This window comes from Billgrantia desiderata, from assembly GCF_900108215.1.
Classification (GTDB): domain Bacteria; phylum Pseudomonadota; class Gammaproteobacteria; order Pseudomonadales; family Halomonadaceae; genus Halomonas; species Halomonas desiderata.
The window spans coordinates 176,982-195,604 of record NZ_FNVC01000003.1 but is presented as its reverse complement, the minus strand read 5'-3'; the positions used below and the strand labels follow the sequence as shown (position 1 = coordinate 195,604).

The window sequence follows — 18,623 nt, the reverse complement described above, 5'->3', positions numbered from 1 at the left end:
CCCACGTTCGAGCGCCAATGGAGCGACGCCGATCATGCCCCTTGCTGCAGTAAAAGGACTTATCCGACACCCCGTGCTGTCGTTGTTGCCCGCCGCCCTGCTGGCGTTGGGTGGCAGCGCGGTGATGGCCGACACCCTCTCGCGAGAGGAGCGCATGGCGCTCGACCTCTCCGACTACCAAGTCAACGACACCGATGCCAGCTACTTCGATGTCGAGGCGCGCATGGCCCTGCTGCGCGAAACCCAGAATCCCCTGCTGCTGCAGGTCAAGGAGGAGGCGGGGCTCGGGCTCAGCTGTCGTCAGAAGCTCAATTTCGAACCGATCACGACCCGCGGCGGCATACCGGGCTTCTACCCCAACCCCGATGAATGGGAGCTGGCCACCGAGCCGCTGTTCGCCTTCGAGGACAGCGTATCGGACCTGGCCGGAGCCTTCGTCGCCACGGGCGATACCTTCTATGCCGACTGCCTGGTGCAGTATCTGCACGGCTGGGCCGAGGCCAAGGCGTTGACCACCTTCCGCTACGATTCGTTGGAACCCCAAGCCTGGTTCGCCTCGGAATCGATGCTGTTCGCCGCTGCCATGGCCTACTCCATCGTGCGTCCTCACGTCGAAGGTTTCGAGGAAGAAAAAGCGGAAGTGGAGCGGTGGCTCCACGGCCTCGCCCTGCAGCACTCGGCAATTCCCGGCGAGCCTGAGGAGAGCTGCTGCAACAACCACTTCTATCGCCGCGCACTCTACGCCAGCATGGTCGGGGTGCTGGTCGAGGATGACGATCTGTTCCGCTTCGGCGTCAGCGCTATCTATTCGGCACTGCACGACATGACCGAAAGCGGCGCACTGCCTCTCGAAGTGAGTCGCGGACGGCGCGCCACCCACTACCAGAACTATGCCCTCAACTATCTGATCACCAACATGCAGGTGATCCACCGTCAGGGTTACGACATCTTCGACCTGGAGTACCAGGGCAGCACCATCCACGATGCCGTCGACTTCCTGTTCGTGATTCTGGACGACCCGGCGGCGCTGGGCGACTACGCGCCACTCGAACAGTTCATGGGCTTCCTGCGTGACCCACAGTACTTCACCTGGATGGACATCTACCTGAGCCACTACGAGCACGAGCCGATGGCCGACTTCGTGACCCGGGTACGCCCTACCTACAACCGCAGTGCGGGCGGCTTCGTCACGCTCTACTTCATGGATCCCGATGCACAGGAGCACCTCTACATGGATGAGGAGCAGCGCAGCACCGAAGCGTTCCGCGGCCTGGGAAACTGAATCGGAGCCAACTGCCACACGACACGACATAGAGAGGGGAACACATGGAACCAATAGCGAACAGGACTCGACTCATCCCCTCGCTGCGATTCACCGCAGCGATAACCCTGTCGGCCTGGCTGGCCGGCTGCGCCATCAGCCAAGAGTCTCCCGACGGTGGGCATGCCGGCCCCGTGCCCGCTGAGTATTCGAGCTGGTTCGAGGTCGATATCGAGGCCCCGATGGATGGCTATGACTGGGATCGCATCAACGCTGCCCAGGATACCATCGCCCAAGGGCGTTACGACGAAGCCATCGAGCAGTTGCAGCCGCTGATGGAAATGGGCTTCCCCCCCGCCTTCTACGAGATGGGCAAGCTCTACGAACGCGGCCAGGGCGTGGAAGTCGATCGCGTCGAGGCCGCACGGCTCTACGGCAAGGCCATCGAACGGCCCTCGCCGATCCACGGCCATGCCTCGCTCAATCTGGGCCGCCTTTATCTGGAAGGCAGAGGCGTGGAGCGCAACGACGTACTCGCCTACTACCTTCTGTGGCAAGCCAAGGAGGCCGACCTCGACCGCAACGCAGAGGTGCTGCTGGCCCATCTGCTGGCCGAAGGCGGCGAAGGCGTCGAGGCCGATCCCGAACTGGCCCACCGGCTCTACAGCGAAGCAGCCGCGCGCGGTGAGCCAGATGCCCTCGAGGCTCTGGCAGAAGCCCATGCTCCCGGCGGCTGGCTGGAGCAAGATCCGGCTCGCTCGATGGACTACGCCCAGCGCTACGCCGACATCCTCGAAAACGAGGCGGCCCAGGGCGACGTCAATGCCATGCTGCAGCTGGCGTCGTTACACAGCGAGGACGGACTGCTCGGCGACCAGCCCAACCAACGCATCCACTGGTTGCAGCAGGCGGCCGAAGCGGGCGATCTCGATGCCCTGGCCCGAGCCGGGCGCGACCTGACCCGGGACGGAGATCGTCAGCAGGGTCTCGAGCTGCTGGAGGATGCAGCGAGCCAAGGCAGCGTCGATGCCATGACCCACCTGGGCCAGGCCCTGCTCGAACCCGACACCGGCCGTCCCGAACCGGTACGTGCCGAGCGCTGGCTGCGCGAGGCGATCGAAGCCGGCTCGACCGATGCTCGAGTGATCCTGGGGCGCGCCCTGGTGGAAGGCCAGGCCGGGCTCAACGACCTGCCCCGCGGCATGGGCCTACTCGAACAGGCCGCCGAGCAGGATCACCCGCTGGCGTTGGCACAACTGGGCTCGCTCTACCTGGATGACGAACGGGTCGCGGGCCAGCCCTACATTGCCGTCGACTATCTCGAACGCAGCCATGAACTCGGCCACCCCTGGGCCACCGAGCAGCTCGGCGGTGCCCTGCTCGAAGGGCGCGGCACGGCACCCGATCCCACTCGCGCCGAGGAGCTGCTGGAACAGGCCGCCGAGCGCGGCCAGAGCGGGGCCATGCGCATACTGGGCTCCGCCTATCTCGCCGGCGAGGTGCTGCCCTATGACCCAGTCAGGGGGCGCGAGCTTCTCGAGCACGCCGCCCAGGCCGGTGACACCACGGCGCTGACCCAACTCGGCGAAGCGTATCTGGATGGCAGCCTGGACGGCGATCCCCGCGAAGGTATCCGACTGGTGACCCAGGCTGCCCATGAGGGCGATGCCTATGCCATGGTGGTACTGGGCCGCGCCTATCGCCATGGCGAGGGCGTGGAGCGCGATCTCGCCGAGGCCAATCGCTGGCTCACTCGCGCTCAGGAGGCGGGGCACGAGTCCGCCGACGATGCCCTGACCTACGTCCAGCGCGACCTGGGCGCCCAGGGCGATATCCAGGCCCTGGTGGCGGCGGCGGAAGACGGCCACCCTGGCGCCATGGCCGATCTCGGTCGTGCCTTTCTCGACGGTGAAGGCGTCGAACGCGACCAGAGCCGGGCGGAGTACTGGCTGGGGCAAGCCCATCAGGCCGGCCATGCCGGGGCCGCCGCAAGCCTCGGCCGCCTGTACATGGATCGGGGCGATGACGCAACGGGCGTCGAGTACCTGGAAGCCGCCGTGGCCCGGGGCCACACCGGCGCACGGGCCAATCTGGGTGAAGCCTACCTGACCGGCAACCATGTGGAGCAGGACATCGACCGCGGTCTGGAGCTGCTACAGCAGGCCGCCGATGCAGGCATGCCGAACGCCGCTTTCGCACTGGGCGAGGCCTATCAGCATGGTGAAGGGGTCGAGCAGAACGCCGAGGAAGCGGAACGCTGGTATCAGCAGGCCATCGATGGCGGTGCAGATTACGCCACGGCGGCGCTCGGCCTTGCGCTGATGCGCGGCGACGGCGCCATAGCCCAGGATGTCGAGCGCGGCCATGAGCTGTTGTTGACCGCCGCGGAGCAGGGCCACCCGGGGGCGCAGGCCTCGCTCGGCCGCGAGTATCTGCGCGGGGTGACGGTGGAGCGCGACCCGCAGCGAGGCGCCGACTACCTCTACGAGGCCGCCAGCCAAGGGCACCACAGCGCACGTCTGGCTCTGGCCGAGGCCTACCTCACTTCCCGCGGCCTGCAGGCCAACCAGGAGCAGGCCCTGCTGTGGCTGGACAATGTCTTCGAAAGCGAGGGGCAGCTCGCCGTTGAGACGCTGCGCCAGTTGCTCTCCGACGAGGAAGCCATCGCCGCCGCCGGTGAAGTGGAAGTGGAGGAGTAGATCGACCCGCCTGCGAACCCACCGCATCGGGCTAGGTGGCGTTACCGCGATCCTGCGCCTAACGAACGAGGCCGGCGCTTGGCCGGCCTCGTTCGTTACTGTCGATAGCACCCCGACACGATCAGGCGTCGAAGGGGTTACGCAGCACGATGGTCTCGTTACGGTCGGGACCGGTCGAGACGATGTCGATCGAGGTGCCCACCTTCTCCTCGAGGTAGCTGATGTAGGCGCGTGCATTGGCCGGCAGGTCTTCGATGCGCTTGGCCCCCAGCGTCGACTCGCTCCAGCCCGGCAGGTCCTCGTAGAGCGGCTCCACCGCTTCGTAGCCCTCGGAATCGACGGGGTTCTCCATCACCTCACCATCCTTGCTGCGATAGCCCACGCAGACCCGGATGTTCTCCAGCCCGTCGAGCACGTCGAGCTTGGTCAGGCAGATGCCCGAAACCGAGTTGATCTGCACCGCATGACGCAGGGCCACGGCGTCGAACCAGCCGCAGCGGCGCGGACGCCCGGTGGTGGCGCCGAACTCATGGCCGCGCTCGGCCAGATGCCGGCCGTGCTCGTCGAATAGCTCGGTGGGGAACGGGCCGGAGCCGACCCGGGTGGTGTAGGCCTTGGTGATGCCGAGTACGTAATCGAGATAGAGCGGGCCAACGCCGGAACCGGTGGCGGTGCCGCCGGCGGTGGTATTGGAGCTGGTGACGAACGGATAGGTGCCGTGATCGATGTCGAGCAGCGAGCCCTGCGCCCCTTCGAACAGGATGTTCTCTCCGGCGCGGCGCAGCTCGTGCACCAGGCCTACGGTATCGCAGACCATGGGACGCAGCTCTTCGGCCATCTCCATGGCCTCGTCGAGGATCTGCTGGAAGTCCACCGCCTTCTCGCCGTGGTAGTTGACCAGCACGAAGTTGTGGTAGTCGAGCACCTCGCCCAGCTTGGAGGCGAAACGTTCGCGATGCAGCATGTCGCCCAGGCGCAGGCCGCGACGGGCCACCTTGTCCTCATAGGCCGGCCCGATGCCGCGACCGGTGGTGCCGATCTTGGCCACGCCGCGGGCCTTTTCACGCGCCAGGTCGAGGCGCACATGGTAGGGCAGGATCAGCGGGCACGCCGGCGAGAGACGCAGCCGCTCGCGCACCGGCACGCCCTTGGCCTCGAGCTCGCGGATCTCCTTGATCAGCGCCTCGGGGGAGAGCACCACGCCGTTGCCGATGACGCAGGTCTTGTCCTGGCGCAGGATACCCGAGGGAATCAGGTGCAGCACGGTCTTCTCGCCGTCGATGACCAGCGTATGGCCGGCGTTGTGTCCGCCCTGGAAACGGACCACCGCCGCCGCGGATTCGGTCAGCAGATCGACTACCTTGCCCTTGCCTTCATCACCCCACTGGGTGCCCAGCACGACTACATTCTTGCCCATTGTGTCTCGTCTCTCGTGTCAGCGCCGCGTAAGTGCGCGTCGATGATCCGGCCCGCGGGCCGCGCTCGTGTTCCGGCCCGCATGCCGGTGTCGTCCAAATCTGGCCTAGGCCTAGAGTGCCACCGTCTGCCAGCGCCCGTCGACCAGGCTCAGACGGCGGCTGCAGCGATGCACCTCGGGGGATGTCGTCTGCCCCGGCAGTGCCTGTACCACCCGGTGACCGCTGTCGCGCAACGCGGCAATCGCCTCGCTCAGCCCGTCTCCGGCGGCCGGTGCCCAGATGCCGTCGCAGGCCGGCTCGCTCTGTACCAGCGTGGCGAGCAGCTTGAGATCCATGGAGAAGCCGGTGGCGGGTCGCGCACGCCCGAAGGCGCGCCCCGTATCGTCGTAGCGCCCGCCCTTGGCCAAGGCCTGACCGTAGCCCGGCACGAAAGCCGCAAACATCATGCCGGTGTGATACTGATAGCCACGCAGCTCGGCCAGGTCGAAGTATATCTCGACCTCGGGATGCTCCTCGATCACGCCCTGATGCAGCGCACGCAGCTGAGCCAGCGCTTCTGCCACCGCCGCGGGGGCGCCGGCGAAGGCCTCGCGTGCGGACTCCAGCACCTCGGCACCGCCATGCAGGCGTCCCAGCGCACGGAACATCTCCGCCAGCGCCGGGTCGGGTACGCTGGCTTCGACCTGCTCGGCCAGGGCGCCGGGCGACTTCAGCTCCAGCGCTTCGAACAGCGCCCGCTCACGGTCGTGATCCAGTGCCGCTGCCTGTACCAGGCTACGATAGATGCCAATATGGCCCAGCGCCAAGTGCAGCTCGGCGGCCCCCGCCGCCTTGAGGCTCAGCAGCGCCAGCCGCAGGATCTCGAGGTCGGCTTCCAGGCCCGCGTGGCCGAACAGCTCGACGCCGACCTGCACCGGGCTGCGGCCGCCCTGATACTGGTCGGCCTTGGCCCGCAGTACGTTGGTGCAGTAGCACAGACGCGCCGGCCCCTGATGGCGCATGGAGTGCGCATCCATCCGCGCCACCTGAGGCGTCACGTCGGCGCTCACGCCCATCAGGCGGCCGGTGAGCTGGTCGGTCAGCTTGAAGGTCTGCAGGTCCAGGTCGGTACCGGTACCGGTCAACAGAGAGTCGAGAAACTCCACCGGCGGCGGCATGACCTGGTCGTATCCCCAGCGGTAATAGAGATCGAGCAGCGTACGGCGCAGCTCCTCCATGCGGCTCGCCTGGGGCGGCAGCACCTCATCCATGCCGTCGGGCAGCAGCCAGCGGTCAGCGATGGTCATATGGTCAATCCTGCAAGACGATTGGGCGGGGCGAAAAGGGTTTCGAAGGTAAAAAAGGCCCACAAAAAAACCGGGCCACGCCCGGTTCAGGGATTCTATCACGTTTGACGCCAGGTTGAACCCCGCTTGCGGGGCCAACGAGCCTCGGCCGACCCGCGGCCGGCCGAGGGTTGGGGTCATTCGTCGTTCTGGATCGCCGGGCTGCGCAGGTAGCGGAAGAAGTCGCTGGTCGGATCGAGCACCAGCATGTCCCGCTCGCCGTCGAAGCTCTCGCGATAGGCGTTGATGCTGCGCCAGAAGGTGAAGAACTCCTGATTCTGGCCGTAGGCCTCGGAGAAGATCGCTGCCGCTTCGGCATCGCCTTCACCACGCAGGGTCTCGGCCCGCTCGGTGGCCTGGGCCAGCAGCACCTGGCGACGACGGTCGGCGTTGGCGCGAATCCGCTCGGCCTCCTCCTGACCCTGGGCGCGCCACTCGCGCGCTTCCCGCTCACGCTCGGAGCGCATGCGGTCGAATACCGCGGCGGAGACGTCCTCGGGCAGGTCGATCCGCTTGACACGAATGTCGAGGATCGACACCCCCAGCTCCTCGCGCATCAGTGCATCGAGTTCCTGAGTCGGCCGGATCATCAGGTCGTCGCGACGCTCGGCGATGATCTGCTGCAGATCCAGGCGACCGAACTCGTTACGCAGGCTCTCGTCGACCCGCGGCTGGATCAGGCGGATCGCCATCATCTCGTCGCCGGCGGTAGCCTCGTAGTAGCGGGTGGGGTTGACCACCTGCCACTTGACGTAGGAGTCCACGATCACCGCCTTCTGCTCGAGGGTCAGGTAGCGGCTGGTATCGGTATCCAGCGTCAGCACACGGGTGTCGAACTTGCGCACCGTCTGGGTGATCGGCACCTTGAAGTGCAGCCCGGGCTGGATGTTCTCTTCGATGACCTCACCGAAGCGCAGCTTGACGGCACGCTCGGTCTCGTCGACCACGTAGAGGCTGTTGCTGGCCAGCCAGGCCACGGCAGCGAGGCCGCCCACGATGATCAAGGAACGGTTGTTCACCATTTAGCGGCCCTCCCTGCGGATACCACCGGTATTGCCACCCTGCGCCGAGCTGGTCGTACGCAGGCGCTCGAGCACGCGGGGGTCGAGTTCGCCGCTTTCGCCGCGAGCCGCCTCACCGTTGCCTTCACCACCGCCAGTCTGGCCACCGGGGCGCTGGTCGAGCGGCAGATACATCAGCGGTGCATCGTCGCGTACGTCGATCAGCACCTTCGGCGTGCGGGCGAAGACATCGGCCATGGCGTCGATGTAGAGACGCTCACGCATGATCTCCGGTGCGTTGCGGTACTGAGCCAGCAGCGCGTTGAAGCGGTTGACCTGACCCTGGGCCTCGGCCACCACCGATTCACGATAACCCTGCCCCTGCTCGACCAGGCGCTGCGCCTGACCCTGAGCGGCCGGGATGATGGCGTTGGCGTAGGCCATGCCTTCGTTGATGGTCCGCTGACGATCCTCGCGCGCCCGGATCACGTCGTCGAAGGCATCGATGACGGGTGCCGGCGCCGAGGTCGACTCGATGTTGATGGTCTGCAGACGAATGCCGGTGCCGTAGCTGTCCAGGTAGGTCTGCAGGCGGCTCGCCACCGAGCTGCCGAGGATCTCACGACCGGAGGTCAGGATCTCGATCATGTCGGTGCCACCCACCACGTGACGCAGCGCACTGTCCAGAGCGTTCTCGATGGAGAGCTCCGGGTTGCGCACGTTGAGCACGAAGTCGCGCGGGTTGTTGACCTGATACTGCGCCGAGATCTCGACCTCGACGATATTCTCGTCGCGGGTCAGCATCGACTGGGTCTGGGTCAGCGAGCGTACGCGGGTCACGTTGACCATGCGCACGTCATCGATCAACGGCGGATTCCAGTGCAGGCCGGGGCCGACGACGGTCTGGAACTCACCGAAGCGCAGCACCACGCCGCGCTCGGCCTGATCGACCAGATAGAAGCCCATCGCCCCCCAGATGCCCAAGGCGATGATCAACAGCAGCCCGGGCAGCGCGAAGGTGTTGCGTGGTCGACCGCCGCCCTTGCCGCCTTGACCGCCGCCGCCCTTGCCGCCGCGACCGCCGAGCATGCTGTTGAGCTTGTCCTGAAATTTCTTCAGCGCTTCGTCAAGGTCGGGTGGGCCCTGGTTGCCGCCACGGTTGCCACCGCCGCCCCCACTGCCGTTACCGCCACTGCCGCCACCGCGTCGGCCCCCACCGCTCCAGGGGTCATGCTGGTTGCCGCCACCCGGCTCATTCCAAGCCATACGTCGTCTCCACTCTGCGTTGCCTCTCTGTCGGCGCTTCGCTCAGCCGCACGGAGAGGCCGGTTGCCATCCTGTAGGGCGCCGGTAGGTTCCGCCGCCGTTATTTCTAGGGGAAGTCGATCCAGTCGATCAGGACACCGCAGTCGTCACGCATCCCATACTGGCCGCTCGTGCAGCTCGGACGGAAGATAGTCTTCCGCCCGCTCTCCCAGGCGAGCCATCAACTGCAGGAAGTCACGGCGAGGCAGGCGCACGTCGAGCCGCACCTTGCCCCCCTCCTCGTAATGTTCTTCTTGTACGGCACCGAGTTCATGCATGCCCGCGCGCAGACGGCCCTGCTGCGGTGACAGCTGCATGCTGAACTCGATCACGTTATCCGCCAGGCGCTCCGACAGCGCCTGGCCCAGCAGTTCGAGCCCCCGCCCGTCGCGGGCCGAGAGCCACACCACTTCGGGTCGCCCCTGCCCGTCGCGCTCGATTCGCGGCGCGCTGTCGAGCAGGTCGATCTTGTTCATCACCTTGAGCATCGGCACGTCGAGCGCTCCGATCTCGTCGAGCACGTTCTCGACCTGCTCCACGTTGAGCTCGCGATCGGGATCGGCGGCATCGATCACGTGGACCAATAGCGATGCCTCGGTCGCCTCCTGCAGGGTGGCCTGGAAAGCCTCCACCAGCTTGTGCGGAAGATGACGAATGAAACCTACGGTATCCGCCAACACCACCGGACCGACGTCACCGACCTCGAGCCGCCGCAGGGTCGGGTCGAGGGTGGCGAACAGCTGGTCCGCCGCGTAGACCTTCGCCTCGGTCAGCGCATTGAACAGCGTCGACTTGCCGGCGTTGGTATAACCGACCAGCGACACGCTGGGAATTTCGGCTCGTTCGCGGGCACGACGATTCTGGCTGCGCTGGCTACGCACCTTGTCGAGCCGCTTGTGGATTGCCTTGATACGCGCCCGCAGCAGGCGGCGGTCGGTCTCCAACTGGGTCTCACCGGGTCCGCGCAGGCCGATACCGCCCTTCTGACGCTCCAGGTGGGTCCAGCCTCGCACCAGGCGGGTGGACATGTACTCCAGCTGCGCCAGTTCGACCTGCAGCTTGCCCTCGTGGGTACGCGCACGCTGGGCGAAGATATCGAGTATCAGCCCGGTGCGGTCCAGCACCCGGCACTTGAGCTCCCGCTCCAGGTTACGCTCCTGGGAGGGGCTCAAGCCGTGGTTGAAGATGACCAGCTCGGCACCATGCACCTGCAGCGCTTCGCGCAGCTCCTCCACCTTGCCGCTACCGATGAAGGTACGCGGATCGGGCCGATGCCGGCTGCCGGTAAGCAGCATCGCAGGTTCGGCTCCGGCGGAACGGACCAGTTCCATGAACTCGCCCGGATCCTCGCGCTCGCGCTCGTCCTGGAAGTCCACATGGACCAATACTGCCGTTTCGCCGGCGTCGGGTCGTTCAAAAAACAATCAATACCTCACGCGTTGCTGTCCGGCTGGGCCGCGGGATCCTGCGGCGGCAGCCGCACGTTGCGCGAAGGCACCACAGTGGAGATGGCGTGCTTGTAGACCATCTGGCTGACCGTGTTGCGCAGCAGAATCACGAACTGATCGAACGACTCGATCTGTCCCTGCAGCTTGATGCCGTTGACCAGGAAAATCGAAACCGGAATGCGCTCCTTGCGCAGGATGTTCAGGTATGGGTCTTGAAGGGATTGCCCTTTGGACATTTTACCTCTCCCTAAAACGTTCTCTTGAGGGGTGAAAGTTGTGTTCTTGGGTTGTCTGTCTTGCGACATGACACCATGCCGGCTTGGCCTGGTCCCCTGGCCACTCGAAGCCATCATCTTACGCTAAGAGCCCGATTCACGCACGAATTTCAGGACTTCCTCCAGCGCCGACCGGTTCTGACTATCGACCCAGTGTAGCGCCGGCCAGCTGCGCAGCCAGGTCAATTGACGCTTGGCCAACTGCCGAGTCGCCACGATGGTACGGTGGCGCAGCTGGTCGACGTCACCCTGCCCGTCGAGGTATTCCCACACCTGACGATAGCCCACGCTCTTCATGGACGGCAGGCCCAAGTGCAGGTCGCCGCGCGAACGCAGCGCCTCGACTTCCGCGACGAGACCGGCCTCCAGCATGACCTCGAAACGCGCAGCGATCCGCTCGTGCAGCACGCGACGATCGAAAGGCGTGAATCCTATCGACAGCACTTCCCATGGGAAGGTTTCAGGTTGTTGTCGACGCCACAGTTCGGTGAGGGTCGTACCGCTGGCGCGATAGACCTCCAGGGCCCGCATCAGGCGCTGCGGATCGTTGGGGTGAATGCGCCGGGCCGCCTCGGGATCGACCCGTGCCAGCTCGTCATGCAGCCCCGCCAGGCCGCGCCGTTCGGCCTCTCTGGCCAGTTCGGCGCGAATGGCCGGATCTGCCGCCGGCAGGTTGGCGACCCCTTCGAGCAGTCGCTTGGCATACATCATGGTGCCGCCCACCAGCAGCGGGATGCGTCCGGCTGCGGTAATTTGCCGCATCTCGCAACGCGCATCCTCGCGGAAGTCCGCCGCCGAATAGGGCTCCGCCGGATCGCGGATATCGATCAGGCGATGCGGGGCGCGCGCCAGCTCCTGGGGCGAGGGTTTGGCGCTGCCGATATCCATGCCGCGGTAGACCATGGCCGAGTCCATGCTGATCAGCTCGCAGTCGAGCCGTTCGTACAGCTCGATGGCCAGATCGGTCTTGCCGGCGGCAGTGGGGCCCATCAGCAGAATGGCCAGGGGGCGACGTTGCGACATCAGTCAGCGCTTCCTCACTACTGACCGCGCAGGAACAGGCGATCGAGCTGCTTGAGCGACATTTCGGTCCAGGTGGGGCGGCCGTGGTTGCACTGGCCACTGCGCTCGGTGCGCTCCATGTCACGCAACAGCGCATTCATCTCGGCCACGCTCAGGCGCCGGTTGGCACGCACACTGCCATGACAGGCCATGGTGGCCAACAGCTCGTTGATACTGGCCTCGAGACGGTCGGAGCGCCCGTAACGCTCCAGGTCTTCCAGCATGTCGCGAATCAGGGGCTCGACGTCGGCATCGGCCAGCAGTGCCGGCACCTGGCGTACCAGCAGCGTCTCCGGACCGGCCACGTCCAGTTCGACGCCCAGGCGGGCAAACGCCTCTCGCTCGGCCTCGGCGGTAGCCACCTCGGCATGGCTCGCTGCCAGCGAGACCGGTACCAGCAGCGGCTGCGTCTGCAGCGCGCCGCCGTGGACCTGAGCCTTCATGCGCTCGTAGACGATACGCTCGTGGGCCGCGTGCATGTCGACGATGATCATGCCCTGGGCGGTCTGGGAAAGGATGTAGATGCCGTGCAGTTGGGCGATGGCGAAGCCCAGGGGTGGGATGCCACTGCCCTCTTCCGAGGCGGGCAGCGCCGCTGCCTGGCCCACGCCAACGGCACCCTCCACCGGCGGCGATGCCACGGCGGCATCCGCCCCGGCCTCGGCTGGCTGCGGCGTCAGCAGGCGCTCCTCGTGCTCAGGATGCAGCGCACGATAGCCGTTCATGAAGGCACGCACGCGATCGGCGGTGACCCGCTCCGGTGATTCGCCCGTGGCGTGCAGCGCCATGGGCTGCTGCTGCCAGCGCGGTGCAGGCTCGCGCACCTCTGCGGTATCGTCCTGCTCGGCTACAGCGCCATCGGCGTGGGCCTCGCGTTCCGCCGGGCGCGCCTCGGCCAGCGCCCGGTGCAGGCTGGAGAAGAGGAAATCGTGCACCAGGCGGCCATCGCGGAAGCGCACCTCATGCTTGGTGGGGTGCACGTTGACGTCCACCACCGTGGGGTCGACCTCCAGGTAGAGCACGAACACCGGGTGCCGGCCATGGAACAGCACGTCGCGATAGGCCTGGCGAATGGCATGTGCCACCAGCCGGTCGCGCACCACGCGGCCGTTGACGAAGAAGTACTGCTGGTCGGCCTGGGCGCGGGAATGGGTGGGTAGGCCGACCCAGCCCCACAGCCGCAGGCCACCGGCCGAGAGGTCGAGATGCAGGGCATTGTCGAGGAAGCTCTTGCCCAGCAGCGCAGCGATACGGCGCTCGCGGCGGGTCGGATCGTCCCCCGCCGGCAGCTGGTGCACGGTCTTCTGGTTGTGACGCAGCACCCAGGCGATGTCATAGCGCGACAGTGCCAGGCGGCGAAAGGCCTCTTCCACATGGCCGTACTCGGTCTTCTCGGTACGCAGGAACTTGCGCCGCGCCGGGGTATTGAAGAACAGGTCGCGCACCGTCACCGAGGTGCCACGGGGATGCGGTGCCGGGGTGACGCGAGGCTCCATCTGGCGCCCCTCCGCCACCACGCGCCAGCCACCGCGCGGGTCGTCCTCGACGTTGGCGACGAGCTCGAGGCGCGACACCGAACTGATCGACGCCAGCGCCTCGCCGCGAAAGCCGAGGCTGGCCACACCCTCCAGATCCTCCAGCGAGGCGATCTTGCTGGTGGCATGCCGCGACAGCGCCAGCGGCAGGTCCTCCTCGGCGATACCGCTACCGTCGTCGCGCACCCGGATCAGCCGGGCGCCGCCGGCCTCCAGCTCCACCTCGATACGGCGGCTGCCGGCATCGATGGCGTTCTCGACCAGCTCCTTGACCACCGACGCCGGGCGCTCCACTACCTCGCCGGCGGCGATCTGGTTGGCCAGCCGGGGGTCGAGAACGCGGATACGCCGGGTAGCGTCGAGCACCGTCATGAGCGCGGAATCCGGAGTACCTGGCCGACGCGAATCACGTCACCGTTAATGTCGTTGGCCTGCTTGAGCTGCGCCACCGGCACCCCGTGACGAGCCGCGATCTGCGACAGTGTATCGCCGGGCTGGATGCGATACTCGTTGCTGGAGGGCGTACGCCGGTTGTCGCGCTGCCAGGCCAGCAGGCTGGCCGGCGGCGGGTTGCTGCGGAAGTGCGCCTCGATACCGGAGAAGATCGATTCGGCCAGCCGCTGCTGGTGCCCCGAGTCGCGCAGGCGGCGCTCCTCGTCGGGATTGGAGATGAAGCCCGTCTCGATCAGCAGCGACGGGATGTCCGGCGACTTCAGCACCATGAAGCCGGCCTGCTCCACGCGCGAGCGGTGCAGCCGGTTGACCCGGCCCAGCTGGTCGAGCACCTGGCCGCCGATGGCCAGCGAGTCGTTGAGGGTGGCGGTCATGGTCAGGTCGAGCAGCACGCCGCGCAGTACCTCGTCCTTGTCGTTGAGCGAGAGATTGCCGTCGACGCCGCCGATCAGATCGGCCCGGTTCTCGCTGGCAGCCAGCCACTGGGCCGTCTCCGAGGTAGCACCGCTCTGCGACAGCGCATAGACCGAGCTGCCGTTCGGCCGCGGGCTGTTGAAGGCATCGGCGTGGATCGAGACGAAGAAGTCGGCCTTCTGCTCGCGGGCAATGCGAGTGCGCTGGCGCAGCCCGACGTAATAGTCGCCGTCGCGGATCATCACGGCGCGGAAGCCTTCGGCACCGTCGACCAGCCGCTGCAGGCGACGGCTGATCTCCATCACCACGTCCTTCTCGCGGGTGCCGCCGGGGCCGATGGCGCCGGGGTCCTCGCCGCCATGGCCGGGGTCGATGGCGATGATGATGTCGCGCCGCGGATGCGGCGCCGCCGGCTGTCGCGCCACGACCTCCGGGTCGATACGGGGTGCCTCGCTGGAAGACGCCTCACTTCGATGCCGGCTGGCCGCCATCTCCTGCTCGCGGATCATCGCCTCGATCGGGTCGATGGGGTTTTCCACCGCGCTTTCGCCCGGGTACTCCATGTCCACGACCAGACGATGCCCGTACTGATCGTTGGGCGGCAGGGTGAAATGGCGAGGTTCCACTTCGCGTGAGAGCTCCAGCACCACGCGCAGGCCGCTGCCATCGCGCACGCCGCTGCGCACGGCGGTGATGGCACTGCCTTGCAGGTCGAGCGAGGCGAGGTCGGTGTCGAGCCGGCTCTGCTCGAGGTCGATGACCAGCCGACGCGGGTTGTCCAGGGTGAAGACGTTGGCCTCGGCATGGCCGGAAAGATCGAACACCAGGCGCGCATGGTCGGGCGCCGCCCACAGGCGGATATTGTCGACCTGAGCCGCCTGCGCGGGCATGGCCACGTACCAGGATGCCAACAGGAGCAGGCTGAACACAGCACGGAGCATGGTGCGCAGCAGCCCTTGTTGGCCCCTCGGCGAGGATCGGGAGATCATCACGGCGTATCTCGCTCTTCAGCGCTGATCAGATCGGCCTGAGCCAGCTCCTGTCGCAGCTCGTCGAGTGCTGCCCGGCCATGTGCGGTATACGCTTCGAGCATGGCCTGGCGCCCGGCGCCGTGCAGCGACAGGGTCACCTTCAGATCGGGCTGCGGCAGCCAGCCCCGCCCGCGGCTCGGCCACTCGACGATGCACAGAGCATCTTCGGCAAACAGGTCGCGTCCGCCGATGAACTCGAGCTCCTCGGGATCGCCTAGCCGATAGAGATCGAAATGATAGAGGCGGCCGCCTGCCAATTCATAGGGCTCGACCAGGGTATAGGTGGGGCTCTTGACCGCTCCGGCATGGCCGTAGGCACGCAGGATACCGCGGGCCAGGGTGGTCTTGCCCGCCCCCAGCTCCCCTTCGAGGTAGAGACGGCCGCGTCCTTTCAAGGCCCTACCCAGGCACTGCCCGAAGACGACCTGACGGTCTTCGTCCACGAGTCTTATGCGCATCAATGGCCCCCTGCCAACGAATGAAGTCCCGGCTCGAAATCCGGGTTGACGATAACTCGGGCATAGGATGCCAGATCGGCCGCCAGCAGGCCACGCTCCCCCGCGTCGCGTACGGCCATGTCGGCAGCCAGGGCATGTGTCATGACCCCGATTCTGGCCGCCGCTTCCAGCGGCAGCCCCTGAGCCAGCAGCGCCCCGAGCATGCCGGAGAGAACGTCGCCCATCCCCCCCGACGCCATGCCGGGATTGCCGTATGGGCAGACTGCCAGACCGGCGGGCCCCGCCACCAGGCTACCGGCCCCCTTGAGCACGACGACGCCGCCGTAACGCCGCTGCAGCTCATGCGCCGCCGCGGGACGGTCGGCTTCCACCTCCGCCGCACGACAGCCCAGCAGCCGCCCCGCTTCTCCCGGGTGCGGGGTCAGGATCCAGTCGTCACGCCGCTGACCGGTGAAGTGAGAGGCCAGCAGGTTGAGTCCATCGGCGTCCACCACCAGCGGTCGTGAAGCGGCCAACGCCGCCTGCAGCATGCCCTGCCCCCAGGCCCCCTGCCCCAGGCCGGGCCCGACCACCAGCACATCGGCCCGCTCCGGCAGCTCGCCGAGCTCGGCGGCACCGCGCAGGCCATGCACCATCACCTCGGGGCGATAGGTCAGGCAGGCCGTGACATGCGCCGGCGCCGTGGCCAGGCTGATCTTGCCGGCGCCCAGTCGCGCCGCCGCCTCGCTGGCGAGCAGCGCCGCGCCGCCGAAGCCCGGGGCGCCTCCCAGCACCAGCACATGGCCCATGGCGCCCTTGTGAGCATCGCGGGCACGCGACGGCAGCCACGCCTTGATCAGCTCCTGGTCGAGCAGCTCCGCCGCCGCCGGCAGATCGGCATGCTGACGGGCATCGACGCCCAGGGCACGAAAATGGACCTCACCGGCCAGCGCGGGGGCGCGCCCGGTATGCAGGCCGATCTTGTCGCCGATGAAGGTGACGGTGCGGCTGGCCCGTACGGCCACGCCGAGCTCCGCCCCGGTGTCGGCGGCCAGGCCGCTGGGAATGTCGATGGCCAGCACCGGCAGCCCGCAGGCATTGATCGCCTCGATGGCCTCGCGGAAAGCACCGCGCACCTCGCCGCTGAGCCCGGTGCCGAGCAGCGCGTCGACGATCACTTCACCGTCGAAGGCGATACCCCGACGCCAAGGCTCGCAGCCGACGCCGGCTGCCGTGGCCATCTCCGCGGCCCGTGCGGCATCGCCCTCGAGTTCCTCGAGGGGTTTTACGGCGATACGCTGCACCGCCACGCCTGCCACTGCCGCCAGCGCCGCCAGCACATGGCCATCGCCGCCATTGTTGCCGCCACCGCACAGCACGCTGATACGCTTGATGCCGGGCCAGCGCGCCCTGAGGCTCTGCCAGGCAGCGGTGGCGGCGCGTTGCATCAGGGCGAAGCCCTCGATTCCCCCCGCGATGGTGCGCCGGTCGAGCTCACGCACCTGTTCGGCACGATACAACGGGCGCAGCATGACCTGCGGTTCGCTTGAATGATTCCCGGACATCCCGTGTCTCCCTGCCGGCATTGCTTTATCATGGGAGTGTAAGCACCGTGGCGCTTTCGCCAATCCCCCCGCTTCATTTTTGCCCGGTTTTTTCTCGATCATGACCCTTCCCGCGATCCTGCAAGACAGCGCGCTGGACCAGTTGGCCACTACCATCAAGACCTGGGGACGGGAACTTGGTTTCCAGCAGGTGGGCATCGCCGACGTCGATCTGGCCGAGGACGAGCGTCATCTGCAGCGCTGGCTGGAGGCCGGATACCACGGCGAGATGGGCTTCATGGCCAAGCACGGCAGCAAGCGCACCCGACCCGAGGAACTCGTGCCCGGCACGCTGCGGGTGATCAGCGTGCGCCTGGACTACCTGCCGGCCGAGGTCGAGAGCGCCAAGGTGCTGGGGCAGCCGCAGACGGCCTATGTGTCGCGCTACGCGGTGGGCCGCGACTACCACAAGCTGATGCGCAAGCGCCTGGCCACCCTGGCCAAGTGGATCGAGGACGAGATCGGTCCCTTCGGCTACCGCGCCTTCGTCGACTCGGCGCCGGTGATGGAGCGCGCCCTGGCGCGCAAGGCCGGGCTCGGCTGGGTGGGCAAGAACGCCATGCTGCTCAACCCCCGGGCCGGCTCGCTGTTCTTTCTCGGCGAACTCTACGTCGACCTGCCGCTGCCCGTCGACCCGCCCTTCGATGGCGAACACTGCGGCAGCTGCAGCGCCTGTCGCACGGCCTGCCCCACCGGCGCCATCGTCGAGGACAAGGTGGTCGACGCCCGCGCCTGCATCTCCTATCTCACCATCGAGCTGTTCGGCGCCATCCCCGAACGCTATCGCGAGGCCATGGGCAACCGCGTGTTCGGCTGCGACGACTGCCAGTTGGTCTGCCCCTTCACCCGCTTCACCCGCGCCACGCAGGAGGAGGACTTCGCCCCGCGCCACGATCTGGATCGCGCCAGTCTGGTGTCACTCTTCGCCTGGGGCGAGGAGGAGTTCCTCGACAAGACCGCCGGCAGCCCGATCCGCCGCATCGGCTACGAGCGCTGGCTACGCAATCTGGCGGTGGGGCTGGGCAACGCCCCCTGGAGCGAGAGCGTAGAGGCGGCACTGCACGCCCGCCTCGCCTACCCCTCCGACCTGGTACGCGAGCACGTGCGCTGGGCGCTCGAACGGCAGCGGGAGAAGCGTGACCGGCTGATAGCAAGCATCTGACTGTGGTGGGCCGCGGCTTTACCGGCGACAGTCCTTCGATACGGCCGCGGCTTTACCGGCGACAGCCCTGCGAGGAGGCGCTGTAAACCCATCCCTGGGCGCTATATTTGCCCTGCTTCGCTCTCGCATCCTGCTCCGCTTGCAGGACCGGGGCTGGCCATCCATGGCCAGCCCGTTCGGCGGAATCCGCCTC

14 protein-coding genes are annotated in these 18,623 nt (G+C 67.0%); 3 read left to right on the top strand and 11 right to left on the bottom strand.

Features of this window, described 5'->3' with window-relative positions; genetic code table 11:
* Nucleotides 1–34 precede the first annotated feature (34 nt).
* Nucleotides 35–1,282, top strand: a complete 1,248-nt coding sequence (locus C4S71_RS04850) for an alginate lyase family protein (RefSeq protein ID WP_103968393.1) — start codon at nt 35–37, stop codon at nt 1,280–1,282.
* A 44-nt stretch (nt 1,283–1,326) separates the two neighbouring features.
* Complete coding sequence (locus C4S71_RS04845; RefSeq protein WP_103968392.1) at nt 1,327–3,960, top strand: tetratricopeptide repeat protein; 2,634 nt, start codon at nt 1,327–1,329, stop codon at nt 3,958–3,960.
* A gap of 121 nt (nt 3,961–4,081) precedes the next feature.
* Here the strand turns inward: C4S71_RS04845 and C4S71_RS04840 are convergent, their stop codons facing one another.
* The 11 genes from C4S71_RS04840 to C4S71_RS04790 all read right to left on the bottom strand — a co-directional run bounded on the left by C4S71_RS04840 (nt 4,082) and on the right by C4S71_RS04790 (nt 17,196).
* The gene (locus tag C4S71_RS04840) at nt 4,082–5,377 is read right to left on the bottom strand and encodes an adenylosuccinate synthase (protein WP_086511582.1); all 1,296 of its coding nucleotides are present in this window, start codon (nt 5,375–5,377) and stop codon (nt 4,082–4,084) included.
* Nucleotides 5,378–5,488: 111 nt separating this feature from the next.
* Nucleotides 5,489–6,664, bottom strand: coding sequence for an ATP phosphoribosyltransferase regulatory subunit (locus C4S71_RS04835; RefSeq protein ID WP_103968391.1), 1,176 nt, complete (start codon nt 6,662–6,664; stop codon nt 5,489–5,491).
* A gap of 176 nt (nt 6,665–6,840) precedes the next feature.
* Entirely contained in the window at nt 6,841–7,725 is an 885-nt protein-coding gene (hflC, locus tag C4S71_RS04830; protein WP_010627320.1) for a protease modulator HflC, read from the bottom strand.
* The gene (hflK, locus tag C4S71_RS04825; RefSeq protein WP_103968390.1) at nt 7,726–8,970 is read right to left on the bottom strand and encodes an FtsH protease activity modulator HflK; all 1,245 of its coding nucleotides are present in this window, start codon (nt 8,968–8,970) and stop codon (nt 7,726–7,728) included.
* 146 nt (nt 8,971–9,116) lie between these two features.
* Nucleotides 9,117–10,433, bottom strand: coding sequence for a ribosome rescue GTPase HflX (gene hflX / locus C4S71_RS04820; protein WP_103968389.1), 1,317 nt, complete (start codon nt 10,431–10,433; stop codon nt 9,117–9,119).
* An 8-nt stretch (nt 10,434–10,441) separates the two neighbouring features.
* On the bottom strand, nt 10,442–10,693 hold the full coding sequence (gene hfq, locus C4S71_RS04815; RefSeq protein WP_103968388.1) for an RNA chaperone Hfq: 252 nt from the start codon (nt 10,691–10,693) through the stop codon (nt 10,442–10,444).
* 123 nt (nt 10,694–10,816) lie between these two features.
* A complete protein-coding gene (miaA, locus tag C4S71_RS04810; RefSeq protein ID WP_103968387.1) occupies nt 10,817–11,755 on the bottom strand; it encodes a tRNA (adenosine(37)-N6)-dimethylallyltransferase MiaA in 939 nt (312 codons plus the stop codon).
* A 17-nt stretch (nt 11,756–11,772) separates the two neighbouring features.
* Nucleotides 11,773–13,701: a DNA mismatch repair endonuclease MutL gene (gene mutL / locus C4S71_RS04805; RefSeq protein ID WP_103968386.1), complete on the bottom strand. Its 1,929-nt coding sequence runs from the start codon at nt 13,699–13,701 to the stop codon at nt 11,773–11,775.
* Nucleotides 13,698–15,137 carry an N-acetylmuramoyl-L-alanine amidase gene (locus tag C4S71_RS04800; protein WP_103968450.1) on the bottom strand — a complete coding sequence of 480 codons (1,440 nt, stop codon included), beginning with the start codon at nt 15,135–15,137 and terminating at the stop codon, nt 13,698–13,700. Before C4S71_RS04800 ends, mutL begins: the two co-directional genes overlap by 4 nt.
* 47 nt (nt 15,138–15,184) lie before the next feature.
* A complete protein-coding gene (gene tsaE, locus C4S71_RS04795; RefSeq protein ID WP_103968385.1) occupies nt 15,185–15,685 on the bottom strand; it encodes a tRNA (adenosine(37)-N6)-threonylcarbamoyltransferase complex ATPase subunit type 1 TsaE in 501 nt (166 codons plus the stop codon).
* Complete coding sequence (locus C4S71_RS04790) at nt 15,685–17,196, bottom strand: NAD(P)H-hydrate dehydratase (RefSeq protein ID WP_234278179.1); 1,512 nt, start codon at nt 17,194–17,196, stop codon at nt 15,685–15,687. The genes tsaE and C4S71_RS04790 overlap by 1 nt, the downstream gene beginning before the upstream one ends.
* 133 nt (nt 17,197–17,329) lie before the next feature.
* Between C4S71_RS04790 and queG the strand changes: the two genes are divergently transcribed.
* Nucleotides 17,330–18,430: a tRNA epoxyqueuosine(34) reductase QueG gene (gene queG, locus C4S71_RS04785; protein ID WP_103968383.1), complete on the top strand. Its 1,101-nt coding sequence runs from the start codon at nt 17,330–17,332 to the stop codon at nt 18,428–18,430.
* The last annotated feature ends 193 nt before the right edge of the window (nt 18,431–18,623 follow it).